Source organism: Pseudomonas entomophila (assembly GCF_023277925.1).
GTDB classification, from domain to species: domain Bacteria; phylum Pseudomonadota; class Gammaproteobacteria; order Pseudomonadales; family Pseudomonadaceae; genus Aquipseudomonas; species Aquipseudomonas entomophila_D.
Window position 1 is genome coordinate 957,140 of record NZ_CP063832.1, and the last position, 22,773, is coordinate 979,912.

Sequence of the window (22,773 nt, forward strand, 5' to 3'; positions counted from 1 at the left end):
ACATGGCCGGGCTTTTTCATGGCTCGAGCTTAGCGCGCACGGTAGGTGATGCGGCCCTTGCTCAGGTCGTATGGCGTCAGTTCGACGCGGACCTTGTCACCAGTGAGAATACGGATGTAGTTCTTGCGCATCTTGCCGGAGATGTGCGCGGTAACGACGTGCCCGTTTTCCAACTCCACGCGGAACATGGTGTTGGGCAGGGTGTCGACGACAGTGCCTTCCATTTCGAAGCTGTCTTCTTTCGACATGCAGTAAAGCCCTCGGTATCCAGTGTTGGCCCGACGCACGACTGCACCGGGCAAAAAAAGTGGCGTGGAGTATGCCCGAAAACTGCGTGTCAAGCCAATGCTTTCAGTTGAGGGTGACCCAGCGCTGATTGATCAGTAGTTCGATGGGGCGATATTGGGTCTTGTAGTTCATTTTCTTGCAGTTCTTGATCCAGTATCCCAGGTACACGGCGTCGAGGTTCTGACGCAGGGCTTCGGTGATCTGCCAGAGGATGGCATAGCGGCCCAGGCTGCGCCGTTCTTCATCGGGCTCGTAGAAGGTGTACACCGCCGATAGGCCATTGGGCAGCAGGTCGCAGACTGCCACCGCCATCAGGCGCCCTTCGAGGCGGAACTCATAGAACCAGCAGAACGGCAGGTCGCGGACCAGGAAGGTCGAAAACTGGTCACGGCTGGGCGGGTACATGTCGCCATCGGCATGGCGCTGCTCGATGTAGCGGCGGTACAGCTCGAAATACTCTTCCTTGAATACCGGGCGCACGGCGCTGACGGTCAGGTCGGCATTGCGCTTGAGAATGCGCCGCTGCTGGCGGTTGGGGATGAAGCGCGCAGCAGGGATGCGCGCCGGTACGCAGGCATTGCAGTTTTGGCAATGCGGGCGATACAGGTGGTCACCGCTGCGGCGAAAGCCCATTTCCGACAGGTCAGCGTACACATGCACGTCCATCGGCTGGCTCGGGTCGAGAAACAGCGTGGTGGCCTGCTCATCCGGCAGGTAGCTGCAGGAGTGGGGTTGAGTGGCATAGAACTTCAACCGCGCCAACTCTGTCATGTTCAACCCCTTCGATGAGTCGTTGTCTCTAAGTGTAAGCCAGCTCTGGAAACTCGCCTAGCGAACCCAACTGGCGCCGCTGGGCTGGTTGAGGTGGCGTGCCAGGTGGTCGGCGAATTCGGCCCGACTGATGGCCCGGGCGCCCAGGCTGTGCAAGTGGTTGGTGGGCATCTGGCAGTCGATAAGGGTGAAACCGGCCTGTTTCAGGTGCTCGACCAGTGCCACGAAGCCTACTTTCGAGGCGTTGTCGGCGCGGCTGAACATCGACTCGCCAAAAAACAGGCGGCCCATGGCCAGGCCGTAGAGTCCGCCGACCAGTTCACCTGCCTGGCGCACTTCCACCGAATGGGCGAAGCCGCGGCGGTGCAGTTCGCAGTAGGCCGCGCGCATGCTGTCGGTAATCCAGGTGCCATCCGCGTAGTCGCGCGGGGCGGCGCAGGCCTTGATCACGGCCGGGAAGTCGCTGTCGAAGCTGACCTGGTAGTGGCCCTGGCGGATGAACTTGGCCAGCGAGCGCGAGACGTGCAATTCCTCCGGAAACAGCACGGTGCGTGGGTCGGGTGACCACCAGAGGATCGGTTGGCCATCCTGATACCAGGGGAAGCAGCCGTGACGATAGGCGGCCACCAGCCGTTCGGGGGTGAGATCACCTCCAGCGGCAAGCAGGCCGTTGGGGTCGTGAAGGGCCTTTTCCAGGGGTGGGAAGGTCAGCGAGTCGCGGGTGAGCCAGGTGAGCATGGTGTTCTTGGGCGGCGGGGGAGGGGAGGGCGACCAGCATGGCGCGGCTTGCGGATGCGGTCAACGGCCGCTATCGCGGGGCAAGCCCGCCGCCAAACGCGACGACTACAAGGTGTTTCACGCTTGCTTTGGCACCATCTGGTACATTTGCTGTCACACCTGTGCAAAAACACAGCATAAGCCTTTGTCACAAAAGAAAATGCATGCTCAAATTGCAACCATTGTGAAAGTAGCCCCCGTTCACGCTCCAGCAGCGTGCCGCCATGGCGGCTGGCGGGCAGTAATGTTAAAAGTAGTGGTTCAAAGGCCTGCGTACGGCCTTTCACTGTTTGGACGCGCAGCACGCGCAGGAATAGACGCGTTTTGAAGAAATCCACCGCAACTCCAGCCCCTTTGCCAGTGCCTCTTTGGCGGCAGCAGCTGCACTACCGTCTGAAGGAAGGTGCGCTGATCGCCGTAGGTGCCCTGTGCCTGTACCTGTGGATGGCACTGGTCACCTACGACACTGCCGACCCAGGCTTCAGCCACACCAGCAACGCCGACCAGGTGCAGAACGCCGCCGGCCGTGCCGGGGCCTATTTCGCCGACATCCTGTTCATGGTGCTTGGCTACTTCGCCTATATCTTCCCGCTGCTGCTGGCGATCAAGACCTGGCAGATCTTCCGCGAACGCCACCAGCCCTGGCAGTGGAGTGGCTGGTTGTTTTCCTGGCGACTGATCGGCCTGGTGTTCCTGGTGCTGTCGGGCGCGGCGCTGGCGCATATTCATTTTCACCCTTCGGCCAGCCTGCCGTTCTCTGCGGGCGGGGCCTTGGGCGAGAGCCTGGGTGACCTGGCGCGCAACTTGTTGAATGTGCAGGGCAGCACGCTGATGTTCATTGCCCTCTTCCTGTTCGGCCTGACGGTGTTCACCGACCTGTCCTGGTTCAAGGTGATGGACGTCACCGGCAAGATCACCCTCGACCTGTTCGAGCTGATGCAGGGTGCCGCCAACCGTTGGTGGGAGGCGCGCAACGAGCGTAAGCGCCTGGTGGCGCAGCTGCGTGAGGTGGATGATCAGGTTGAGGAAGTGGTTGCCCCGGTGGTGGCGGACAAGCGTGAGCAGGTCAAGGCTCGTGAGCGCATCATCGAGCGCGACGAAGCGTTGACCAAGCATGTTGCCCAGCGCGAGCAGCAACCGGCCCCGGTGATCAATATTCCGCCTGCGCCGGTCAAGGCGCCAGAGCCAAGCAAACGGGTGATGAAGGAGAAGCAGGCGCCGTTGTTCATCGACAGTGCGGTGGAAGGCACTTTGCCGTCGATCTCCATCCTCGACCCTGCCGAAGAGAAGAAGATCGAGTACTCGCCTGAGTCACTGGCCGGTGTCGGCCACCTGCTGGAAATCAAACTGAAGGAATTCGGTGTCGAGGTGTCGGTCGACTCGATCCATCCGGGGCCGGTGATCACCCGTTACGAGATCCAGCCTGCCGCGGGCGTGAAGGTCAGCCGTATCGCCAACCTGGCCAAGGACCTGGCGCGTTCCCTGGCGGTGACCAGTGTGCGCGTGGTCGAGGTGATTCCCGGGAAGACCACCGTGGGTATCGAGATCCCCAACGAGAACCGCCAGATGGTGCGTTTCTCCGAGGTGCTGTCGACGCCGCAGTATGATGAGCAGAAATCACCGGTCACCCTGGCCCTGGGCCACGACATCGGCGGCAAGCCGGTGATCACCGACCTGGCGAAGATGCCGCACCTGCTGGTGGCTGGTACCACTGGCTCCGGTAAGTCGGTAGGTGTGAACGCGATGATCCTGTCGATCCTGTTCAAGTCGGGCCCGGAAGACGCGCGCCTGATCATGATCGACCCGAAGATGCTCGAACTGTCGATCTACGAAGGTATTCCGCACCTGCTGTGCCCGGTGGTCACCGACATGAAGGACGCCGCCAACGCGCTGCGCTGGAGCGTTGCTGAAATGGAGCGCCGCTACAAGCTGATGGCGGCCATGGGCGTGCGTAACCTGGCGGGCTTCAACCGCAAGATCAAGGATGCAGAAGAGGCTGGCGAGGTCGTTCACGACCCGTTGTACCGCCGCGAAAGCATGGACGACGAGCCGCCTACGCTGAAAACGCTGCCCACCATCGTGGTGGTGGTCGACGAATTCGCCGACATGATGATGATCGTCGGCAAGAAGGTCGAGGAGCTGATTGCCCGTATCGCCCAGAAGGCCCGTGCCGCCGGTATCCACCTGATTCTTGCGACCCAGCGCCCATCGGTGGATGTGATCACCGGCCTGATCAAGGCCAACATCCCGACCCGCATGGCGTTCCAGGTATCGAGCAAGATCGACTCGCGGACCATCATCGACCAAGGTGGCGCGGAGCAGCTGCTGGGCCACGGTGACATGCTCTACATGCCGCCGGGCACCAGCCTGCCGATACGTGTGCACGGCGCCTTCGTCTCCGACGACGAGGTGCACCGCGTCGTCGAGGCGTGGAAGCTGCGCGGTGCTCCGGACTACAACGACGACATCCTCAACGGCGTCGAAGAGGCCGGTAGCGGCTTCGATGGCGGCGGTGGTGGCGGTGATGGCGACGATTCCGAGAGCGACGCCTTGTATGATGAAGCCGTCCAGTTCGTGCTCGAAAGCCGTCGCGCGTCGATTTCTGCCGTGCAGCGCAAGCTGAAGATCGGCTACAACCGCGCCGCCCGGATGATCGAGGCGATGGAGATGGCTGGCGTAGTCACCCCCATGAACAGCAACGGCTCGCGGGAAGTGATTGCCCCGGGCGGCCCGCGCGACTGATGAACACCCTGCCGGGCACCAACGAAGGTGCCCGGCCTATCCAATGCTCAATGAGGATTCCCATGCGCGCGATTCGCATGCTGTTGGTTTCTGCCCTGGCCATGGGCGCTGTGTCGGTACATGCCGACGAAAAAGACGTGGCTCGCCTCACCCAGCTGCTGGAAAAGTCCCGGACCATCACCGCGCGCTTCTCCCAGCTGACCCTGGACGCCAGCGGCACCAGCCTGCAGGAAGCCAACGGTGAAATGGCGGTCAAGCGCCCGGGGCTGTTCTACTGGCATACCGACGCGCCCCAGGAACAGGTGGTGGTGTCCGATGGCCAGAAAGTCACCCTGTGGGACCCGGATCTTGAGCAGGCCACCATCAAGAAGCTCGATGTGCGCCTGAGCCAGACGCCCGCGCTGTTGCTGTCCGGTGACGTGTCGAAGATCAGCCAGAGCTTCGATATCAGCTCGAAGGAGCAGGGCGAGGTGACCGACTTCACCCTCAAGCCGAAAACCAAGGACACCCTGTTCGACTCGCTGCGGGTATCGTTCCGCAAGGGCCTGATCAACGACATGCAGTTGATCGACAGCGTCGGCCAACGCACCAACATCCTGTTCAACGGGGTCAAGGCCAACGAAGCTATCCCGGCGACCAAGTTCAAGTTCGATGTCCCGAAAGGCGCGGACATCATCCAGGAGTAACCAGAGCCCGCCATGGACCTGTTTCGTAGCGAACCCGTCGCCCAGCCCCTGGCCGCCCGCCTGCGCCCGTCCAGCCTGGACGAGTACGTCGGCCAGGAGCACCTGCTGGCGCGTGGCAAGCCACTGCGCGAGGCGCTGGAACAGGGCGCCCTGCACTCGATGATCTTCTGGGGGCCGCCGGGGGTGGGCAAGACCACCCTCGCGCGGTTGCTGGCGCAGTTCTGTGACGCCCACTTCGAGACGGTCTCGGCCGTACTGGCCGGGGTCAAGGAGATCCGCCAGGCGGTCGAGGTGGCCAAGCAGCAGGCGGGGCAGTATGGCCGTCGCACCATCCTGTTCGTCGACGAAGTGCACCGCTTCAACAAATCGCAACAGGACGCCTTCCTGCCCTACGTGGAGGACGGCACGTTGATCTTCATCGGCGCCACCACCGAGAACCCTTCGTTCGAGCTGAACAACGCCTTGCTCTCGCGGGCGCGGGTGTATGTGCTCAAGAGCCTCGACGAAGCGGCGCTGCGCAAGCTGGTCGATCGTGCCCTCAGCGAACAGCGGGGCCTGGGCAAGCGCAACCTGCGTGTGGGCGACGAAGCCTTCAAGATGCTCATGGCCGCCGCCGATGGCGATGGCCGGCGCATGCTCAACTTCCTCGAGAACGCATCGGACCTGGCCGAAGACGGTGGTGAGATTGCTGTCGAGTTGCTGCAGAGCTTGCTCGGTGACAGCCGCCGCCGCTTCGACAAGGGCGGCGAGGCGTTCTACGACCAGATCTCGGCCTTGCACAAATCCGTGCGTGGCTCCAACCCGGACGGCGCGCTGTACTGGTACGCGCGCATGCTCGACGGTGGCTGCGACCCGCTGTATATCGCCCGTCGCGTGGTGCGCATGGCCAGCGAGGATATCGGCAACGCCGACCCCCGGGCCCTGAGCCTATGCCTGGCGGCGTGGGATGTGCAGGAGCGTCTGGGTAGCCCCGAGGGCGAACTGGCGGTGGCCCAGGCCATCACCTACATCGCCTGCGCACCGAAGAGCAACGCGGTGTACGTGGGTTTCAAGGCGGCCATGCGCGAAGCGGCCGAGCACGGTTCGCTGGAGGTGCCGCTGCATCTGCGTAATGCCCCAACCAAGCTGATGAAGCAGCTTGGCTACGGCGAGGAGTACCGCTACGCCCATGACGAGCCTGACGCCTATGCCGCTGGCGAAGACTATTTCCCCGAGCAGCTTGAACCACGCCAGTACTACCAGCCGGTGCCACGCGGCCTTGAGCTGAAGATTGGCGAAAAGTTGCGCCACCTGGCCGAGCTCGATCGCAACAGCCCCCGCCAGCGGAGAAAACCGTGATCGCACTCATCGCCGCCGTCAGCGCAGGCGGTATTGCCGGCACGCTGCTGCGCTTCGCCACCGCCAACTGGGTGGCGGCCCACTGGCCACGGCACTTCTATGCCGGTACGCTGGCGGTCAATCTGGTCGGCTGCCTGCTGATCGGCCTGCTTTACGGGCTGTTCCTGCACAAGCCCCTGGCGCCGGTCGAGCTGCGCGCCGGATTGATCGTCGGGTTTCTGGGCGGTCTGACCACATTTTCCTCTTTCTCGCTCGATACCGTGCGCCTGATGGAAAGCGGGCAAGTACCGCTGGCCATGGGCTATACCATTATCAGCGTTGTAGGCGGCCTGCTCGCGACCTGGGCCGGCCTGTCCCTGACCCGATTCTGAACCAACTTTTACACATAACGAGAGAACGACATGCTCGATTCCAAACAGTTACGCACTGAACTTCAGGTAGTGGCGGAGCGCCTGGCCACCCGTGGCTTCAGCCTGGATGTCGCGCGCATCGAATCGCTGGAAGAGCGCCGCAAGTCGGTGCAGACCCGCACCGAGCAACTGCAGGCCGAGCGTAACGCCCGTTCCAAATCGATCGGCCAGGCCAAGGCCAAGGGCGAAGACATCGCGCCACTGATGGCCGATGTCGAGCGCATGGCCAACGAACTGGCCGAAGGCAAGACCGAGCTGGACACTATCCAGGCGGAGCTGGACGCGATCCTGCTGACCATTCCCAACCTGCCGGACGCCAGCGTGCCGGTCGGTGCCAGCGAGGACGACAATGTCGAAGTCCGTCGCTGGGGCACTCCGCGTGCCTTCGACTTCGAGATCAAGGACCATGTGGCCCTGGGCGAGATCAGCCGTGGCCTGGACTTCGAGGCCGCCGCCAAACTGTCCGGTGCCCGTTTCGCCGTGCTGCGCGGCCCGATCGCACGCCTGCATCGCGCCCTGGCGCAGTTCATGATCAACCTGCACACCGGCGAGCACGGCTACGAGGAACACTACACCCCGTACCTGGTGCAGGCCCCGGCCCTGCAGGGCACCGGCCAGCTGCCGAAGTTCGAGGAAGACCTGTTCAAGATCAGCCGCGAAGGCGAGGCCGATTTCTACCTGATCCCGACCGCCGAAGTGTCGCTGACCAACCTGGTGGCAGGCGAGATCATCGACGCCAAGCAGCTGCCGATCAAGCTCGTCGCCCACACCCCGTGCTTCCGCAGCGAAGCGGGTGCCTCGGGTCGTGACACCCGCGGCATGATCCGCCAGCACCAGTTCGACAAGGTCGAGATGGTGCAGATCGTCGAGCCGTCGAAGTCGATGGAAGCCCTGGAAGGCCTGACCGCCAACGCCGAGCGTGTATTGCAATTGCTGGAACTGCCGTATCGCGTACTGGCCCTGTGCACCGGCGACATGGGCTTTGGCGCAGTGAAGACCTACGACTTGGAAGTGTGGGTCCCAAGCCAGGACAAATACCGCGAGATCAGCTCCTGCTCGAACTGCGGTGACTTCCAGGCCCGCCGTATGCAGGCCCGCTGGCGCAACCCGGAAACCGGCAAACCTGAGCTGGTACACACCCTCAATGGTTCGGGCTTGGCCGTCGGCCGTACCTTGGTCGCGGTGCTGGAGAACTACCAGCAGGCCGACGGCTCCATCCGTGTGCCGGAAGTGCTCAAGCCGTACATGGGTGGCGTCGAGGTCATTCGCTGAATGGACTACCTGCCGCTGTTCCACAAGCTGCAGGGTGGCCGCGCGCTGGTCGTCGGCGGTGGCGAGATCGCCTTGCGCAAGGCGCGTCTGCTGGCTGATGCCGGCGCCGCGCTGCGGGTAGTGGCGCCGGAAGTCGACGGCCAGCTCGCCGCGCTGGCCCGTGAGGGCGGTGGCGAAGTCCTGGTGCGTGGCTATCAGTCGTCGGATCTGGAGGGCTGTCGCCTGGTGATCGCGGCCACTGATGACCCTGGGCTCAACGCCCAGGTCTCGGCTGATGCACAGGCGCGCAGCCTGCCGGTCAACGTGGTGGACGCACCGGCCCTGTGCAGCGTGATCTTCCCAGCCATCGTCGACCGTTCACCCCTGGTGGTGGCGGTGTCCAGCGGTGGCGACGCCCCGGTGCTGGCGCGGTTGATCCGCGCCAAGCTGGAAGCGTGGATTCCATCCGCCTATGGCGAACTGGCCGGGCTCGCCGCGCGTTTTCGCGACAAGGTCAAGGCCTTGTACCCAGACGTCAACCAGCGTCGCGGTTTCTGGGAGAACGTGTTCCAGGGACCGATCGCTGAGCGGCAGTTGGCCGGGCAGGGCGCGGAAGCCGAGCGCCTGTTGCAGGCAATGGTCGACGGCGCGCCCTTGCAGCAAGGGGGCGAGGTGTACTTGGTTGGTGCCGGTCCAGGTGATCCGGACCTGCTGACTTTCCGCGCCCTGCGCCTGATGCAGCAGGCCGATGTGGTGCTCTATGATCGCCTGGTGGCGCCGGCGATCATCGAGATGTGCCGGCGTGACGCCGAACGCATCTATGTCGGCAAGCGCCGCGCCGACCATGCCGTGCCCCAGGACCAGATCAACCGCCTGCTGGTGGACCTAGCGCGCCAGGGCAAGCGCGTACTGCGGCTCAAGGGCGGTGACCCGTTCATCTTCGGCCGGGGTGGCGAGGAGATCGAGGAGCTGGCCGATGAAGGGATTCCGTTCCAGGTGGTGCCAGGGATCACGGCAGCCAGTGGCTGCTCCGCCTACGGCGGTATTCCGTTGACCCATCGGGATTATGCCCAGTCAGTACGTTTCGTGACCGGTCACTTGAAGGATGGCACCAGCAACCTGCCCTGGCACGACCTGGTGGCGCCGGCCCAGACCCTGGTGTTCTACATGGGGCTGGTCGGGTTGCCGACCATCTGTGCCGAGCTGGTCCGCCATGGCCGCGCGGCAAGTACGCCTGCGGCGTTGGTGCAGCAAGGCACCACGCGTAACCAGCGGGTGTTTACCGGTACCCTGGCTGACCTGCCTGAGCTGGTAGCCCGCCATGAAGTGCATGCGCCGACCCTGGTGATCGTCGGGGAGGTGGTGAAGTTGCGCGACAAGCTGGCGTGGTTCGAAGGGGCGCAGAATAGCTGAAGCATTTGCGGTCCATCGCCGACAAACCGGCTCCTACGAGATGGCTGTAGGGGCCGGCTTGCCGGCGATGGGCTGTACGCCGCCCCAATTGTCTCAGGCCTGCCAGATACCTTCGCCCGGCAACCGCTGCCGATCATGCGGCAGGTTGAAATCCTGCTGCGGCCCCTTGGGCACGATCCCATTCGGGTTGATGGTCTTGTGGCTCATGTAATAGTGCTTCTGGATATGCTCCATGTTCACTGTCTTGGCCACGCCAGGCCACTGGTACAGCTCGCGTAGCCAGTTGGACAGGTTCGGATAATCGCTCAGGCGACGCAGGTTGCACTTGAAGTGACCGTGGTACACCGCGTCGAAACGCACCAGTGTCGTGAACAGGCGAATGTCGGCCTCGGTCAGGTACTCGCCGGCCAGGTAACGCTGGCGTCCCAGTACCCCCTCCAGATGGTCCAACTCGTTGAACACGTCATCGAATGCTGCCTCATAGGCGGGTTGCGAAGTGGCGAAGCCTGCGCGGTACACGCCGTTGTTGACCGCAGGATAGATACGTTCATTGAGCGCATCGATGGTGGCGCGCAGGGCCTCTGGGTACAGGTCCAGTGTATTGCCGGTGAGCTCGTTGAATGCCGAATTGAAGATGCGAATGATCTCTGCCGACTCGTTGTTGACGATGCGCTTCTCCTGCTTGTCCCATAGCACCGGTACGGTCACGCGCCCGGTGTAGTGCGGGTCGTCCTGGGTGTAGCGCTGGTGCAGGTACTGCAAGGCTTCCAGGTGGTCGCCGGTGGAGCCTTCCTGCTGGTCGAAGGTCCAGCCATGTTCGCCCATCAGCCAGCTGACCACCGAGATGTCGATCAGCGATTCGAGGCCTTTGATGGCTCGAAAGATCAGGGTGCGGTGGGCCCAGGGGCAGGCCAGCGACACGTATAGATGATAGCGACCAGCCTCTGGAGCGGGCAGCGTATTGCGGCGCTGTGCGTTTTCGCGCTGGAAGGCGCCATCCTTGCTGCTCTGGTACCACTGGTCATGCCAGCGACCGTCGATCAAAAGGCCCATGCTGGAGCTCCTCGAACAAAGTTGTCTGTCGTTGGAGCTCAGTCTAGATAAAAACGTTCGAAGAAATAGTGCAAATACTGCGCTGTTTTAATCTGGTTATCCGATGTTTTTACGGCTAGCCCAGTAGGTGTGCGCGGTGCTGAACGCTTGCTCGCGAGGCTGTCCGAGCCCGCGCAGGGCCAGCGCCATGGTGGCGATCACCGCCAGTTCGCCATAACTGTCGTTGGTTTCGCCGCGCCACACTGCCAGCAAGTGCTCAGGTTGCAGGCTGGCGGGTTTGACGTGGCGCTGGGTGCTCAGGGCCGGCCATTCCTCGTCCCACGCCTCGCCGGCGGACGTGCCATAGAGATGACTGATCACGTCCGGATTGATCTCGATCTCGCCACCATCGCCCTTGATCACCAGCGCATGGTCACCGAGCAGGCGGCTGGCTTCACGGTGCACGGCCTGGTAGCCGGGGTGGAAGATGCTTTGCAGCCCGCAGCGTGCACCAAGGGGGTTGAGCACGCGGGCCAACGAGTGGATCGGCGAGCGCAGGCCAAGGGTGTTGCGCAGGTCGATCATGCGCTGCAGTTGTGGGGCCCAGTCCAGCAGCGGAGCAAAGGCCAGTCGACGAGCGTCCAGCGCCTGTTCCACCGATGCCCAGTCGCGGCACAGGGGAATGTCCAGCAGGCCAAGCAGTTGCTCGGTGTAAAGCCGCCCTGCGGTGTGTGCGCCGCCTCCGTGCATCAGAATGCGCAGGCAGTTGCCTGCCAGGCATTTGGCAGCCAGCAGGTACCAGGGCAGGTGGCGCTTCTTGCCAGCGTAGCTCGGCCAGTCCAAGTCGACGCAAATGCGTGGCGCCTGCAGGTGCGCGCGCAGGGCCTCGGTGAAACCGGCCAACTCCTCGGCGCTTTCCTCCTTGTGCCGCAACAGCATCAGGAAGGCGCCGAGCTGGGTGTCTTCCACCTTACCTTCGAGCAGCAGCGTCATGGCGGCACGGGCCTCTTCGCGCGTCAGCCCACGGGCGCCACGTTTGCCTTTGCCGAGAATGCGCACGAATTCAGCGAAGGGGTGTTCAGCCGGGGTTTCCAGGGTCAGTGCAAGCGGTTCGGTCATATGCAGTTGGTCGGCTTGGGCAGGCCCGCCAGCTTGGCGGCAAGTTTGGCGGGAGTGCCGTTGAACAGGCGGTTCAGATGTGGGCTGTTGCCCTTTTCCGCGCCCAGCTTGAGCGCGGTGTACTTGATCAGCGGGCGGGTGGCCGGGGACAGCTGGTATTCGTCGTAGAACTGGCGCAGCAGTTCGAGGATCTCCCAATGATCCGTGGTCAGGGCGATGGCTTCGCGGGCGGCGAGGGACTCGGCAACCTCATGGGACCAGTCCTGCAGATCGACCAGGAAACCATCCTTGTCCAGGGCGATCGAACGATCGCCAACAGTCAGTGTACTCATAGCCAGCTGTTGACCTTGTCGTAGTGCAGGGTGAGCTCGACGAAGGCTGGGTAGTCCACGGGCTTGGCCATTTGGCTGTCCAGGGCGCGGGCTTGCAGGTCCTCGGTGAGCGCGAACAGGCGGTTGCCGAGATTGGCAGCTTGCAGGCCTGCGTAGGGCTCGCTGCCGGCCTTGAGTGCATAGGTGGCATCGCCACATAGCAGCAGCGCGTCTTGCGGGCCCAGTAGGCGCAGGCAACTGGCCAGGCGCTCGTCACCGAACGGTGAATGGGCGATTACATGCAGGGTTGTCATCAGAGCGTCACCACCTGGTCGAAACGGGCAATCAGTGCAGCCAGCGCGGTATCGTCGAGCACCTCGACCGGCAGGCTCAGCGTGTCACCGCCCAGCCCGCGGCGGGCCAGGCTATGGCCACAGGCGAACAGTTCCTCGACACCGAACATCGGCAATGCCTGTAGGTTGGCGGCAAGGTTCTTCTGCTGCAGGGCGTCGGGTTGCTGGCCGGCCGCGAGCTGGAATACGCCGTCGTCAAGGAACAGCAAGCCCAAGGGTAGGTCGAAGGCACCGCCAGCCAAGGCAATGTCCAGCGCCTCGCGAGCGGACGGGCCGTTCCAGGGCGCCTGGCGGCTGATGATCAATAGCGACTTGGCCATCTCAATCCCCTCCGAAACAGACCAGGCGATCGGCCAGTTGCGCCGCCTCGTGCAGTTGGCCCAGGCCTGACAGTTCCCAGGGCATGGGCAGATTTACGGCCGGACGCTGGTAACGGTTGGCCTCCGAGTCGTCCAGCACGCCACGGCGCAGGGCGGCGGCAATACACACCACGGCGTCGAGCCGGTGTTCGCTGACGAACGCACGCCATTGAGCCGCCACATCCAGCTCATCCTGCGGTGCGACGATGTTGGCCGAAGCGCTGTGCACGCCGTCCTGGTAGAAGAACAGCCGGGCAATTTCATGCCCGCCGGCCAGCGCCGCCTCGGCGAAGCGCAGGGCGCGGCGCGAGGAGGGCGCATGGGCCGGGGAAAAAACCGCAATGGCGAATTTCATGGGAAGCTCGTACAAAGGAATGTGGCCATGATAAAGCAAAAAGCCCGCGCTAGTGGGCGCGGGCTTTCGGTTCAACCGGGCATGGCTCAGGCCGCTTCCTTGCTCTCCGGCAGGAACCAGTTGAGCACTAGGGCGCAGATGCCGCCGGTGGCGACACCTGACTCCAGCACATGGCGCAGTGCCGACGGCATGTGCGACAGGAACTCCGGTACCTGCGCCACACCCAGGCCCAGGGCCAGTGAGACGGCGATGATCAGCAGGGCGCGGCGGTCGAGGCGGGTGCTGGCGAGGATGTTGATGCCCGAGGCGGCCACCGCGCCGAACATCACCATGGCCGCGCCACCGAGCACGGGCTCCGGCACGGCCTGGATTACACCGGCAACGGTCGGGAACAGGCCCAGTAGGACCAGCATGGCCGCGATCCAGATACCGATGTGGCGGCTGGCGATGCCGGTCAGCTGAATCACGCCGTTGTTCTGGGCGAAGATCGAGCTGGGGAAGGTGTTGAACAGACCCGCCAACAGCGAGTTGGCGCCGTTGACCAGCACGCCGCCCTTGATCCGCTGCATCCACACCGGGCCTTCGACGGGTTGGCGCGAGACCTTGCTTGTGGCGGTGACGTCACCAATGGCTTCCAGCGAGGTGACCAGGTAGATCACCAGCATCGGGATGAACAACGCCCAGGAGAAGCCCAGGCCAAAGTGCAGCGGTGTGGGTACCTGGAACAGCGCGGCCTGGTGCATGCCGGTGAAGTCCAGGCGGCCCAGATAGCCGGCAAGGGCATAGCCCACTGCCAGCGCGATGACGATGGCGCAGCTGCGCATCCACACCACCGGGATACGGTTGAGGATGACGATGATCGCCAGCACCACGCCCGACAGCAACAGATTCTCGCCGTTGGCGAAGGTGCCGTCGGCCATGGCGCCGAAGCCGCCGCCCATACTGATCAGGCCGACTTTGATCAGGGTCAGGCCGATCATCAGCACGACGATGCCGGTCACCAGCGGTGTGATCAGGCGTTTGACGAAGGGCAGGATACGCGAGACGCCCATCTCCACGAACGAACCGGCGATGACCACGCCAAAGATCGCCGCCATCACACTTTCCACCGGCGTCCCTTGCTTGACCATCAGCGCGCCACCGGCAATCAGCGGCCCGACGAAGTTGAAGCTTGTGCCTTGGACGATCAGCAGCCCTGCACCGAATGGCCCGAAGCGCTTGCACTGGACAAAGGTGGCGATCCCCGAGATCACCAGCGACATCGACACGATCAGGTTGGTGTCGCGGGCAGACACGCCCAGCGCCTGGCAGATCAGCAAACCGGGCGTGACGATCGGCACGATGATCGCCAGCAAATGCTGCAGGGCGGCCAGCAGGCCGATCATCAGGCGTGGCTTGTCTTCGAGGCCTAGAACCAGTTCATTGGCAGGCGCCGTGGCGCCCGGGCCCTGTTCGAGTGAACTCATGGAAATTGCTGCCCCGGATGAAAAAAGGAGCGCATTCTACGGGGTGAAATCGCAGAGGGGTAGTGGCAAGCACGATGGCCGCATAATCACAGAAGAATCAACGAATAAACTGACTTTTAGGTCAATTGCTTTTGTTGTCTATTTCCAGTTTTGACCAAGCACGAAAAAGCCCGCCGAGGCGGGCTTTTCGAGGTGTGGCGGGCAATTGGATCAGTCGTCGCGACCCATGATGCCGAACAGCTGCAGCAGGCTGACGAACAGGTTGTAGATCGATACATACAGGCTGATGGTTGCCATGATGTAGTTGCGCTCGCCGCCGTGGATGATCGCGCTGGTCTGGAACAGGATGCAGACCGACGAGAACAGCACAAAACCAGCGCTGATCGCCAGTTGCAGGCCACTGATCTGGAAGAAGAAGCTGGCCACCACGGCGCCCAGCAGGACGAAGAAGCCGGCGGTGATGAAGCCGCTGAGGAAGCTCATGTCCTTGCGGGTGATCAACACGTAGGCGGACAGGCCACCGAACACCAGCGCGGTCATGGCGAATGCCGAGCTGACCACTTCGGCGCCACCGGCCATACCCAGGTAGCGGTTGAGGATAGGGCCAAGGATGAAGCCCATGAAACCGGTGAGGGCGAACGTGGATACCAGGCCCCAGGCCGAGTCACGCAGCTTGTTGGTGAGGAAGAACAGGCCGTAGAAGCCGATCAGCACCACGAAGATGTTCGGGTAGCCAACACGCATCTGCTGGGCGACGAACGCCATGATGCCGCTGAAGGCGAGGGTGAGCGCCAGCAGGCTGTACGTGTTGCGCAGGACCTTGCTGACCTCCTGCTGCTCGGCCTGCTGGCCGTGTTGGATGGCGTAATCCTGTTCGCGCATGGCGCACTCCTTTGGTGTGAAACCGGTGGGTTGGGACCCGTGGTATTGGAACGTATGGGCTGAAGCATACCAGAGCTGCCACAACCCGCGACACAGAGAGTTTGACAGCGTGTTTCATTAAGGTATTATTGCCGCCGCAAAACTAGCTGGAAGCGTGGCCGAGTGGTTTAAGGCAACGGTCTTGAAAACCGTCGATGGGCAACTATCCTAGAGTTCGAATCTCTACGCTTCCGCCACATTCAAAGCCCTGATTATTCAGGGCTTTTTGCGTTTTTGGGGCATGGAAAAACCACACATGGGAACACTCCTGGGAATGGTTTCCTTCGGAAGCGCTTTCGAAACTTTCGCTATTGGGTGGGTTACGCCAAGGCTCCAACGCAGCGATAGACTCGCTCTGTAGTATCGCCCTTGGCCTCGATGTCGTCCCTCCTCATCACCAGCACGTCCGCTGGACGCTGGCCCGTCAGATACGTCAGGTCCATGGCGTCTTTCAGTTCACCCACCGCTTTGCATACACCGCGTTCCAGATCGCACCATTCGCGTAGAAATCCCGCGGTACTTCCTTGTTCTGACGTGCGCCTTGGCACGGGTTCCATGAGCGGTCCTTGATGGGCTGGACTTCGAGATCGCCCTGAAAGTAAAGGTACGGTCTGATCTCGCTCGTTAATTGCTCGATGCGCTTTCATAGAAAGGATCGGGCAGTTAACGTCAGGCTGACATGGCGCTGGTTGTTCAACTGCAATGCTGGGCCAGGAAGGCGTCTGCTTCCGACTTGATCGTGTCCCTGGATGCTGTACCAATGTTCAGGATTGCTGGAGTGGTTTGCGTGGGTATGGGATCTCGCGCCGAGACGCATCTAGAATATTGATAGGCGGGGAGTCGTGAGGTGAGTCATGCGCTACTCGAAGATTCGGCCCTTTCTATGGTGGGCAGCCGCACTGCAGTTTTTTGCCATCTTGGCGGCCATTGAGCACAAGGCGTGGGATGTCGTGTTCATCTGCCTGATGGTGATAGGGGGCGGGGTATGGTTCGCCAGGAATGCGCAGCGGCTGGAGACACCCAAGCAGCACAGCTGATCACGCCGATATCTGCTCAAGATGCTCTTGCAGCATCTGGCGACGGCTCGCAGTTGGAAGTTGCGCAATGGCACATGGCCGGTATCGCTTGACCCAACACGGCCATTTGCTGTTGAATGCTCGCCCTAAAGCCCCCGCAACCTTTCCCCCCAAGTGGTGAAGCCAGTGCCCTACGCCAGCCAACACGCCTGATACCGACGACGGTCCATCGTGCCTGATGGCTGCCCGCGCCCGTGCGCGGCGGCGCTTCATCGCTGTGCCTGCCTGATCCTGTCGTCGGTTTTTCCCTATTTGAATGGAGAAACCCATGAACATGGATTTTCGTGCCGACCTGCACACCCTAGAACTACTCAAGTACCCCCGCACGCCCCACCTAGAAGGTTCGCGCCTTCAAGATGGTGATACCGACGCAGGTCAGGTTCGCTATGCCTCCCTGGCCGGCCAATGGCTAGTAGTGGAGGAAAAGCTCGACGGCGCCAACGCTGGCATCAGCTTCACCGAAGGCGGTGAGCTGCGCCTGCAGTCGCGCGGTCACTACCTCAGCGGCGGCGGCCGCGAGCGCCAGTTCAACCTGTTCAAACAGTGGGCCGTGGCCCACGAGCGCTGGTTGCTGGAGCGCCTCGAAGACCGTTTCGTGCTGTATGGCGAGTGGCTGCACAAGAAGCACTCGGTGTTTTACGACCACTTGCCGCATTACTTCTGCGAGTTCGACATCTGGGACCGCGCCACAGGGCTGTTCCTGTCCACCGCGGCGCGCCGAAGCTTGCTCGAGGGCGGGCCGGTGCTGTCGGTGCCGGTGTTGTACGAGGGCCCGGCGCCGCGCCGTTATGCGGACCTGATGGCGCTGGTCAGTGATTCGCTGGCCAAGACCGTACGGTGGCGAGCGGTGTTCGAGCAGGTAGTGCGCCGCGAAGGCCTCGACCTGGCACGCGCCTGGCGCCAGTGCGACTGCTCCAGCCGCATGGAGGGGCTGTACCTGAAGCTCGAGGACGAGCGGCAGACCCTGGGGCGGCTCAAATGGGTTCGCCAGGACTTCGTCCAGGCCATCCTCGATGCCGACCAGCACCATGCCAACCAACCGTTCATCCCCAATCAACTGGCCGACGGCGTGGACCTGTACGCACCTTGCCTGTCCATGGACTGGCAAGGCCCGCGCCGCGGTTACTGAAGGAGCATCCCGAAATGGATATTCGACACCTGCAACAACTGGTGCCCGAGCCTGGGCACGACATGGACGCCACGGCCTGCCTGGCGGCGATCCCGGCCCTGGCGCGCCTGGCCGAGACACCGCAGGACCCGACCTACCACGCGGAGGGCGATGTGTGGATACACACCCGCCTGGTGGTTGAGGCACTGCTGGCACAACCCGCTTATCAGCAGGCCACTGCCGAGCAACGCCTGGTGCTGTTCTTCGCCGCGCTGTTGCATGACATCGCCAAACCCGACACCACGGTGATCGACCCGGAAACCGGGCGCATCGGCCAGCCCGGCCACTCGCGTCGGGGCGCGGTGGATGCCCGGCTGCTGTTATGGCGAGCTGGCGTGCCGTTCGAGCTGCGCGAGCAGATCTGCCGCATCATCGCCGTACACCAGTTGCCGTTCTTTGCATTGCAGGGCGATCGCAGCGGACGCAGTGCGGAGTTTCTGTTGCACAAGCTGTCGTGGGAGCTACCGGTGTGGATGCTCTGCGCGGTGGCCGAAGCCGACATGCAAGGCCGCCATTACGCTGGCAAGGCCGACGTACTCACCGCCATCGAGCTGTGGAAGGAGCTGGCGGCCGAGGAGGGCTGCCTGCACGGGCCGCGGGCGTTCGCCGACGACTACACGCGCATCCAGTACCTGCGCGGTGCGCGGGTGCACCCCGATTACTCGCTGCACGAGCCGGAGGGCTCGCAGGTTGTGATGCTCTCGGGCCTGCCGGCCAGCGGCAAGGATACCTGGACCGCGCGGCATCATCCGGATCTGCCGGTGGTGTCGTTCGACGATGCGCGTCAGGCTTTGGGTTTGCGCCATGGGCAGAACGAGGGGGCCGCCGCGCACTACGCCATCGACCGGGCCAAGGCCCTGTTGCGTGAGCAGCGGCCGTTCGTGTGGAACTCGACGCACCTGTCGGCGCAGATGCGCAGCCGTACCCTGGACTTGCTCTACGGTTACGGTGCCCAGGTGGAGATCGTCTACCTGGAGCGCCCCGAGGCCGAGATCATGCGGCGCAACCAGCGGCGTGACACGTCGCTGCGCAACGACGATATCCGCCGCATGCTGTTCAAGTGGGAGGTGCCGTTACCGACCGAGGCGCACCGGGTCATGTATCAGGCCGTGACGGTTTGATCGGGCCCGCATCACGAAAGCCCCGGCGCGTCGGGCTTTCGCGATGCCATGTGCCCTTGGCCAAGCGCCTTCAATCCAGCACGTTGTGCAGGACCTCATAGATCACGCCCGTGGCAATCGTCACCAGCAGCAGGTCTGCCCCGGCCTGTCGCCATTCATAGCCGTCGTAATGCGGAAGTCTCCCCAACAGCCGGCTATCCAGCTTCTTGGCAATCCCCGGCGGAAGTGGTTTGCCCCGTTCAAGATTCTTTTGCACTCCTGGCGGTAGCGCCGAGCCGCGGCTCCAGTACTCGCGGTTGTCATCGAGTACGACCCGCACCCCACCCAGGTCCACGGATGGGCCGCCATGCCAGTCGCTACCGTTCTGTGAATGGCCCTGGCCGCCATGCGGGTTACCCTTGTCATGGCCCTTGCCTTTGCCTGGATCCGCCAGCAAGGTAGGGCTCGCGCAAACAAGGGCCAGGCTCAATGCTGCCGTGAACAGCGATTCAAGCTTCATTAGCGGCTACCTCTGGATGGCTTCCTTGTAGCGTAGAGCGTAGTCAGTTCCTTGTGCGGTGCAGACATTCCACTGCTCGTGACCTACAGTCCAGCGGTCAATCTCTGCTGAGCCTTTTCCATGCTGACGGGTTTCAATCACCTCACCCTCGCCGTAAGCCACTTACCTCGAAGCATCGCGTTCTATCAGCAAACCCTGGGCTTCAGGTTGCACGCTAGCTGGGCGGCGGGCGCGTACCTCAGCCTGGGTGACCTGTGGCTCTGCCTGTCATTGGACGAAGTGCGTGCGACGGACTTGCAGCGTAATTACACACACTACGCATTCTCCATCGAGCAGGGGTATTTCAGTGCCTTCGCGCAACGCCTGCGTGAGCGGGATGTTGCACTTTGGAAGCAGGACAAGAGCGAAGGCGATTCACTCTACTTCCTCGACCCCGACGGTCATCAACTGGAAGCCCATGTCGGCGGCCTTGCGTCGCGTTTGGCAGCTTGTCGTGCCAACCCCTACAGCGAGATGGTGTTTTTCGACTGACCCGTGTCAGATCACTGCAAGGTGGTCGGCTTGAAGGCCTGCGAGGTCGTGATCAACCCCTGTTCCAGCTTGGCAATGATGCGCGCCAACTCGTCCGCGCGTTTCAGGTCCCCGGTTGCTTTCAGTTGTGCGTGGTCCTTGCGCATGTTCAGCAGGCATTTCTGTAGCCCCAGTGCGGAAGCGTCGTAGTTTTCCATGGTGTTCTCACTTGGCGTGGCATCCGTGCCGTTGTAGGAATGTGGCGACGGTATCAGCTCAATTCAGCATTCAGTACTGATTATTCATACACGGACGAGGGTTTTGAGTGAAACCTCCTACCTAACTAAATGATTGCTCCTACAAAGTGTTCGTCGAGACTGTTTCCACATGCTTCCAGCCGATTAGCGTCAGGCCCTGAACCTTGCGGCCTTGCACCGAAAAGGGGGGCATTCATGGACCTTTCGGGTTGGCGGTGCTTGCAGGCCCCTGCTGAAAAGATATGTTGCAAATCAGCCCCGCAGGACAAACTTCCGTTAGCATGTTGCGCTCTGTTTCCAGATATCCGGACACCCCATGAGTTCCCTGACCTTCCGCCAGGCCACGCCACACGATGTGGACCGTTGTTATCAGATCGAAACCACTGCCTACGAGGGCGATGAAGCTGCCACTCGGGAGAAGATCGCCACGCGCATCGCCCAGTATCCGGAAGGTTTCCTGATTCTGGAGCTGGATGGCCAGGTGATCGGTTTCATCAACAGTGGTTGCGCCCACGAAGTCGTGATGTCCGATGAGGCCTTCAAGGAGTTGCTTGGGCATGACCCGGTGGCCCTCAACGTGGTGATCATGTCGGTGGTGCTGGACCCGGCACACCAGGGCCAGGGCCACGCCGGGCGCTTGATGGCACGCTTCGTCGAGCAAATGTGCGAGCGCGGCAAGGCGACCATCCACCTGATGTGCAAGGATCGGCATGTCAGCCTTTACGAGAAACTGGGCTATCGCTATGTCCGCCCATCGGCCTCTGACCACGGTGGCATGGCCTGGCACGAGATGGTCATGGTGCTCTGAGACAGGTCTGTTAGCATCGACGCTTTTCGCAGCCAGGGAGAGGCTTGTGAAGTACGTCGTGATAGCACCCCACCGCAGTGAATACCCGGCACCCATCACGTTCGCCAGGGATACCCTGCTGGATATAGGCCAGCGCTACGAGGGCAACGAGCACTGGGAGGACTGGTACTTGTGCAGTTGCGCGGGGCAGGCCCCTGGCTGGGTGCCGGCCCAGGTCATCGAGCGGCTCGGTGTTGGCCAGGGCAGGGCACTGGAGGCCTACAGCGCCCATGAGCTGGACATCGACCCTGGCCAGATGGTCGAAGGCCTGCGGCCATTGAACGGTTGGCTGTGGTGCCGCAGCCTGCGCAATGGCGAACTGGGCTGGCTGCCATTGGCGAAGCTGCGGCTGATGGCCTGAGCTCAGTCGGCGGCCAGTACAGTGGCGCTGTCGACGATACGGGCATAGTCCATGGCCAGGTTGCTCAGAGACAGGGTGTGCACCTCCTCGGCAGGCCATCTGCGGCCCTGCAGATCCTGCTGGTCGAAGGTGTAGCAGGCATCGCTGACCACCGTTGTGGCGAAGCCCAGGTTGCCGGCCGAGCGCGCGGTCGACTCCACCGAATTGTTGGTGATCACCCCGATGATCACCAGCTCGGTAATGCCGCGTGCCAGCAGCCAACGCTCAAGGCCACTCTGGCAGAATGCATCGGGCACCTGTTTGGTGAAGACAGCTTCGCTGGCCAGTGGCGTGAAGGCGGGCTGGAACTCGCAGCCAGGCTGTCCGGGCCAGAACACCGAGCCGGGATCACGCGATACGTGCCGCACGTGCACCACTGGGCGACCATGCAAGCGCCAGGCCTGGAGCAACTCGCCCATGCGCAGCTCCGCCTCAGGATTGTTGCGCCGCCCCAGTCGAGGGTGGTTGATACCTGCTTGCATGTCGATGATCAGCAGGGTGGCGTTGCTGGTGAATAGGGTCATGCGTGGGCGCTCTTCGGTGTGTCTCGCGGACCGTAGCACAGCTTGTCCAAACAGCGGGTCAGCGATTCGTCTGATCCGCTTTTTTTCCACGAACCTGCATCTGTAACCGTATCAGCCAAGTGTCGACAATAGCGACCAGGCCCAGCTTTGCGAACCGGCGTGCTGGGCAGGTTGGCCTCCCTCGGCTGGCCCCGCCGTCTAGTCATCACATCGTAGAGGTTCCAATGGGCAAGCTCGCTCTGTTCCTGGGTGGTTTTCTGCTGCTGACCATCATGATTGGCCTGCTGGGAACCATCCCGCCAAGCTGACACGCACATTTTCCTTGTCTCAGCCCGTCTGCCCGCAAGGCGGGCTCGATCCTCCCCCAGGCTGGCAAGCCGCCTTTTTGCAGTTGTCTGGACAAGCGGTAGCTGCAGTCATTCTCAAGTGCAGAACGCTCGTGTAATCTCGCGCCCCCATCTACCAGGTCCGGGCACACGGGCCAATCACCTGCCTTGGAGTCGAAGTTCACTATGGAATGCAAGAAAGGCACTGCAGCGATGCTGGAGTGGCGTGGTCGTTTTCTTGGAGAAGGTATCCTGCACGAAGAAGATTATGACCAGGCACTGCGCCGTGCCGAGGCGTTGGAGCGTTCCGGGGTGATCAGCCCAAGCGAGTGGATTGAACTGGTCAAGTTGGCCAATGCGGCCTTGCTGCAATTGCGATAAACCCTACAGCCCCTGCTGAAACTGTCCACAAAAAACGTGGGTAGGTCTGTGGATAAAACGCTACAGGCCAGG

27 protein-coding genes, 1 tRNA gene and 1 pseudogene are annotated in these 22,773 nt (G+C 62.4%); 14 read left to right on the forward strand and 15 right to left on the reverse strand.

Annotation, left to right across the window (positions count from 1 at the left end; all coding sequences use genetic code 11):
* Nucleotides 1–29 precede the first annotated feature (29 nt).
* From infA to aat, 3 genes are all read right to left on the reverse strand, one after another.
* Complete coding sequence (gene infA, locus IM733_RS04285; RefSeq protein ID WP_002553999.1) at nt 30–248, reverse strand: translation initiation factor IF-1; 219 nt, start codon at nt 246–248, stop codon at nt 30–32.
* 103 nt (nt 249–351) lie between these two features.
* Entirely contained in the window at nt 352–1,059 is a 708-nt protein-coding gene (locus IM733_RS04290) for an arginyltransferase (RefSeq protein WP_248919692.1), read from the reverse strand.
* Between the two features lie 57 nt (nt 1,060–1,116).
* On the reverse strand, nt 1,117–1,797 hold the full coding sequence (gene aat / locus IM733_RS04295; protein WP_248919693.1) for a leucyl/phenylalanyl-tRNA--protein transferase: 681 nt from the start codon (nt 1,795–1,797) through the stop codon (nt 1,117–1,119).
* 363 nt (nt 1,798–2,160) lie between these two features.
* Between aat and ftsK the strand changes: the two genes are divergently transcribed.
* From ftsK to cysG, 6 genes are all read left to right on the forward strand, one after another.
* Nucleotides 2,161–4,578, forward strand: coding sequence for a DNA translocase FtsK (gene ftsK / locus IM733_RS04300; RefSeq protein ID WP_248919694.1), 2,418 nt, complete (start codon nt 2,161–2,163; stop codon nt 4,576–4,578).
* Nucleotides 4,579–4,640: 62 nt separating this feature from the next.
* Nucleotides 4,641–5,264, forward strand: a complete 624-nt coding sequence (gene lolA, locus IM733_RS04305; RefSeq protein WP_248919695.1) for an outer membrane lipoprotein chaperone LolA — start codon at nt 4,641–4,643, stop codon at nt 5,262–5,264.
* A 12-nt stretch (nt 5,265–5,276) separates the two neighbouring features.
* On the forward strand, nt 5,277–6,602 hold the full coding sequence (locus IM733_RS04310; RefSeq protein WP_248919696.1) for a replication-associated recombination protein A: 1,326 nt from the start codon (nt 5,277–5,279) through the stop codon (nt 6,600–6,602).
* Nucleotides 6,599–6,973, forward strand: coding sequence for a fluoride efflux transporter CrcB (gene crcB / locus IM733_RS04315; protein WP_011533436.1), 375 nt, complete (start codon nt 6,599–6,601; stop codon nt 6,971–6,973). Before IM733_RS04310 ends, crcB begins: the two co-directional genes overlap by 4 nt.
* Nucleotides 6,974–7,003: 30 nt before the next feature.
* Nucleotides 7,004–8,284 (forward strand): serine--tRNA ligase, encoded by a 1,281-nt coding sequence (serS, locus tag IM733_RS04320; protein WP_248919697.1) that lies wholly within the window; start codon nt 7,004–7,006, stop codon nt 8,282–8,284.
* Nucleotides 8,285–9,676 carry a siroheme synthase CysG gene (gene cysG / locus IM733_RS04325; protein WP_248919698.1) on the forward strand — a complete coding sequence of 464 codons (1,392 nt, stop codon included), beginning with the start codon at nt 8,285–8,287 and terminating at the stop codon, nt 9,674–9,676. It abuts the gene before it with no gap.
* Between the two features lie 93 nt (nt 9,677–9,769).
* Here the strand turns inward: cysG and IM733_RS04330 are convergent, their stop codons facing one another.
* From IM733_RS04330 to IM733_RS04365, 8 genes are all read right to left on the reverse strand, one after another.
* Nucleotides 9,770–10,729 (reverse strand): glutathione S-transferase family protein, encoded by a 960-nt coding sequence (locus tag IM733_RS04330; protein WP_248919699.1) that lies wholly within the window; start codon nt 10,727–10,729, stop codon nt 9,770–9,772.
* Nucleotides 10,730–10,825: 96 nt separating this feature from the next.
* Nucleotides 10,826–11,809, reverse strand: a complete 984-nt coding sequence (locus tag IM733_RS04335; protein ID WP_248921117.1) for a glycosyl transferase family protein — start codon at nt 11,807–11,809, stop codon at nt 10,826–10,828.
* 14 nt (nt 11,810–11,823) lie between these two features.
* On the reverse strand, nt 11,824–12,159 hold the full coding sequence (locus tag IM733_RS04340) for a TusE/DsrC/DsvC family sulfur relay protein (protein WP_248919700.1): 336 nt from the start codon (nt 12,157–12,159) through the stop codon (nt 11,824–11,826).
* Entirely contained in the window at nt 12,156–12,452 is a 297-nt protein-coding gene (tusB, locus tag IM733_RS04345; RefSeq protein WP_248919701.1) for a sulfurtransferase complex subunit TusB, read from the reverse strand. The genes IM733_RS04340 and tusB overlap by 4 nt, the downstream gene beginning before the upstream one ends.
* A complete protein-coding gene (gene tusC / locus IM733_RS04350) occupies nt 12,452–12,811 on the reverse strand; it encodes a sulfurtransferase complex subunit TusC (protein WP_248919702.1) in 360 nt (119 codons plus the stop codon). Before tusC ends, tusB begins: the two co-directional genes overlap by 1 nt.
* 1 nt (nt 12,812) lies before the next feature.
* Entirely contained in the window at nt 12,813–13,205 is a 393-nt protein-coding gene (gene tusD, locus IM733_RS04355; protein WP_213660654.1) for a sulfurtransferase complex subunit TusD, read from the reverse strand.
* Nucleotides 13,206–13,291: 86 nt separating this feature from the next.
* The gene (locus IM733_RS04360) at nt 13,292–14,671 is read right to left on the reverse strand and encodes a nucleobase:cation symporter-2 family protein (RefSeq protein ID WP_248919703.1); all 1,380 of its coding nucleotides are present in this window, start codon (nt 14,669–14,671) and stop codon (nt 13,292–13,294) included.
* 210 nt (nt 14,672–14,881) lie between these two features.
* Nucleotides 14,882–15,553: a Bax inhibitor-1/YccA family protein gene (locus IM733_RS04365; RefSeq protein WP_248919704.1), complete on the reverse strand. Its 672-nt coding sequence runs from the start codon at nt 15,551–15,553 to the stop codon at nt 14,882–14,884.
* Between the two features lie 148 nt (nt 15,554–15,701).
* Here IM733_RS04365 and IM733_RS04370 point away from each other — a divergent pair.
* Nucleotides 15,702–15,789, forward strand: a tRNA-Ser gene (locus IM733_RS04370).
* A gap of 177 nt (nt 15,790–15,966) precedes the next feature.
* Here the strand turns inward: IM733_RS04370 and IM733_RS04375 are convergent.
* Nucleotides 15,967–16,145: pseudogene (locus IM733_RS04375) on the reverse strand (integrase); the annotation flags it as partial.
* Nucleotides 16,146–16,446: 301 nt separating this feature from the next.
* Between IM733_RS04375 and IM733_RS04380 the strand changes: the two are divergent.
* The 3 genes from IM733_RS04380 to IM733_RS04390 all read left to right on the forward strand — a co-directional run bounded on the left by IM733_RS04380 (nt 16,447) and on the right by IM733_RS04390 (nt 18,957).
* Nucleotides 16,447–16,629 carry a hypothetical protein gene (locus IM733_RS04380; protein ID WP_248919705.1) on the forward strand — a complete coding sequence of 61 codons (183 nt, stop codon included), beginning with the start codon at nt 16,447–16,449 and terminating at the stop codon, nt 16,627–16,629.
* 307 nt (nt 16,630–16,936) lie between these two features.
* A complete protein-coding gene (locus tag IM733_RS04385; RefSeq protein WP_248919706.1) occupies nt 16,937–17,797 on the forward strand; it encodes an RNA ligase family protein in 861 nt (286 codons plus the stop codon).
* Between the two features lie 14 nt (nt 17,798–17,811).
* Nucleotides 17,812–18,957, forward strand: a complete 1,146-nt coding sequence (locus IM733_RS04390; RefSeq protein ID WP_248919707.1) for an AAA family ATPase — start codon at nt 17,812–17,814, stop codon at nt 18,955–18,957.
* Nucleotides 18,958–19,027: 70 nt separating this feature from the next.
* Here IM733_RS04390 and IM733_RS04395 read toward each other — a convergent pair whose 3' ends face one another.
* Nucleotides 19,028–19,456, reverse strand: coding sequence for an anti-virulence regulator CigR family protein (locus IM733_RS04395; protein ID WP_248919708.1), 429 nt, complete (start codon nt 19,454–19,456; stop codon nt 19,028–19,030).
* 120 nt (nt 19,457–19,576) lie between these two features.
* Here IM733_RS04395 and fos point away from each other — a divergent pair, with 120 nt between their 5' ends.
* Entirely contained in the window at nt 19,577–19,987 is a 411-nt protein-coding gene (gene fos / locus IM733_RS04400) for a fosfomycin resistance glutathione transferase (protein WP_248919709.1), read from the forward strand.
* Nucleotides 19,988–19,998: 11 nt separating this feature from the next.
* On the opposite strand, the gene IM733_RS04405 is transcribed toward fos, so the two are convergent.
* On the reverse strand, nt 19,999–20,184 hold the full coding sequence (locus IM733_RS04405; protein WP_248919710.1) for a hypothetical protein: 186 nt from the start codon (nt 20,182–20,184) through the stop codon (nt 19,999–20,001).
* Nucleotides 20,185–20,539: 355 nt separating this feature from the next.
* Here IM733_RS04405 and IM733_RS04410 point away from each other — a divergent pair, with 355 nt between their 5' ends.
* Both IM733_RS04410 and IM733_RS04415 read left to right on the forward strand, forming a co-directional pair.
* Nucleotides 20,540–21,031, forward strand: coding sequence for a GNAT family N-acetyltransferase (locus IM733_RS04410; RefSeq protein ID WP_248919711.1), 492 nt, complete (start codon nt 20,540–20,542; stop codon nt 21,029–21,031).
* A 46-nt stretch (nt 21,032–21,077) separates the two neighbouring features.
* Nucleotides 21,078–21,431, forward strand: coding sequence for an SH3 domain-containing protein (locus IM733_RS04415; protein ID WP_248919712.1), 354 nt, complete (start codon nt 21,078–21,080; stop codon nt 21,429–21,431).
* Nucleotides 21,432–21,433: 2 nt separating this feature from the next.
* On the opposite strand, the gene IM733_RS04420 is transcribed toward IM733_RS04415, so the two are convergent.
* Nucleotides 21,434–21,994 carry a cysteine hydrolase family protein gene (locus IM733_RS04420; RefSeq protein ID WP_248919713.1) on the reverse strand — a complete coding sequence of 187 codons (561 nt, stop codon included), beginning with the start codon at nt 21,992–21,994 and terminating at the stop codon, nt 21,434–21,436.
* A 512-nt stretch (nt 21,995–22,506) separates the two neighbouring features.
* Here IM733_RS04420 and IM733_RS04425 point away from each other — a divergent pair.
* On the forward strand, nt 22,507–22,701 hold the full coding sequence (locus IM733_RS04425) for a hypothetical protein (protein WP_248919714.1): 195 nt from the start codon (nt 22,507–22,509) through the stop codon (nt 22,699–22,701).
* The last annotated feature ends 72 nt before the right edge of the window (nt 22,702–22,773 follow it).

Excerpts from the sequence above, each read along its gene's own strand:
- IM733_RS04365 (WP_248919704.1), bottom strand. The coding sequence starts at position 15,553 with ATGCGCGAACAGGATTACGCCATCCAACACGGCCAGCAGGCCGAGCAG.
- lolA (WP_248919695.1), top strand. The coding sequence starts at position 4,641 with ATGCGCGCGATTCGCATGCTGTTGGTTTCTGCCCTGGCCATGGGCGCT.
- IM733_RS04405 (WP_248919710.1), bottom strand. The coding sequence starts at position 20,184 with ATGGAAAACTACGACGCTTCCGCACTGGGGCTACAGAAATGCCTGCTG.
- IM733_RS04420 (WP_248919713.1), bottom strand. The coding sequence starts at position 21,994 with ATGACCCTATTCACCAGCAACGCCACCCTGCTGATCATCGACATGCAA.
- cysG (WP_248919698.1), top strand. The coding sequence starts at position 8,285 with ATGGACTACCTGCCGCTGTTCCACAAGCTGCAGGGTGGCCGCGCGCTG.
- tusD (WP_213660654.1), bottom strand. The coding sequence starts at position 13,205 with ATGAAATTCGCCATTGCGGTTTTTTCCCCGGCCCATGCGCCCTCCTCG.
- tusC (WP_248919702.1), bottom strand. The coding sequence starts at position 12,811 with ATGGCCAAGTCGCTATTGATCATCAGCCGCCAGGCGCCCTGGAACGGC.
- IM733_RS04310 (WP_248919696.1), top strand. The coding sequence starts at position 5,277 with ATGGACCTGTTTCGTAGCGAACCCGTCGCCCAGCCCCTGGCCGCCCGC.
- IM733_RS04330 (WP_248919699.1), bottom strand. The coding sequence starts at position 10,729 with ATGGGCCTTTTGATCGACGGTCGCTGGCATGACCAGTGGTACCAGAGC.
- IM733_RS04385 (WP_248919706.1), top strand. The coding sequence starts at position 16,937 with ATGAACATGGATTTTCGTGCCGACCTGCACACCCTAGAACTACTCAAG.
- tusB (WP_248919701.1), bottom strand. The coding sequence starts at position 12,452 with ATGACAACCCTGCATGTAATCGCCCATTCACCGTTCGGTGACGAGCGC.
- IM733_RS04395 (WP_248919708.1), bottom strand. The coding sequence starts at position 19,456 with ATGAAGCTTGAATCGCTGTTCACGGCAGCATTGAGCCTGGCCCTTGTT.
- aat (WP_248919693.1), bottom strand. The coding sequence starts at position 1,797 with ATGCTCACCTGGCTCACCCGCGACTCGCTGACCTTCCCACCCCTGGAA.
- IM733_RS04410 (WP_248919711.1), top strand. The coding sequence starts at position 20,540 with ATGAGTTCCCTGACCTTCCGCCAGGCCACGCCACACGATGTGGACCGT.
- IM733_RS04425 (WP_248919714.1), top strand. The coding sequence starts at position 22,507 with ATGGAATGCAAGAAAGGCACTGCAGCGATGCTGGAGTGGCGTGGTCGT.
- IM733_RS04360 (WP_248919703.1), bottom strand. The coding sequence starts at position 14,671 with ATGAGTTCACTCGAACAGGGCCCGGGCGCCACGGCGCCTGCCAATGAA.
- IM733_RS04340 (WP_248919700.1), bottom strand. The coding sequence starts at position 12,159 with ATGAGTACACTGACTGTTGGCGATCGTTCGATCGCCCTGGACAAGGAT.
- IM733_RS04380 (WP_248919705.1), top strand. The coding sequence starts at position 16,447 with ATGCGCTACTCGAAGATTCGGCCCTTTCTATGGTGGGCAGCCGCACTG.
- IM733_RS04390 (WP_248919707.1), top strand. The coding sequence starts at position 17,812 with ATGGATATTCGACACCTGCAACAACTGGTGCCCGAGCCTGGGCACGAC.
- infA (WP_002553999.1), bottom strand. The coding sequence starts at position 248 with ATGTCGAAAGAAGACAGCTTCGAAATGGAAGGCACTGTCGTCGACACC.
- serS (WP_248919697.1), top strand. The coding sequence starts at position 7,004 with ATGCTCGATTCCAAACAGTTACGCACTGAACTTCAGGTAGTGGCGGAG.
- IM733_RS04290 (WP_248919692.1), bottom strand. The coding sequence starts at position 1,059 with ATGACAGAGTTGGCGCGGTTGAAGTTCTATGCCACTCAACCCCACTCC.
- fos (WP_248919709.1), top strand. The coding sequence starts at position 19,577 with ATGCTGACGGGTTTCAATCACCTCACCCTCGCCGTAAGCCACTTACCT.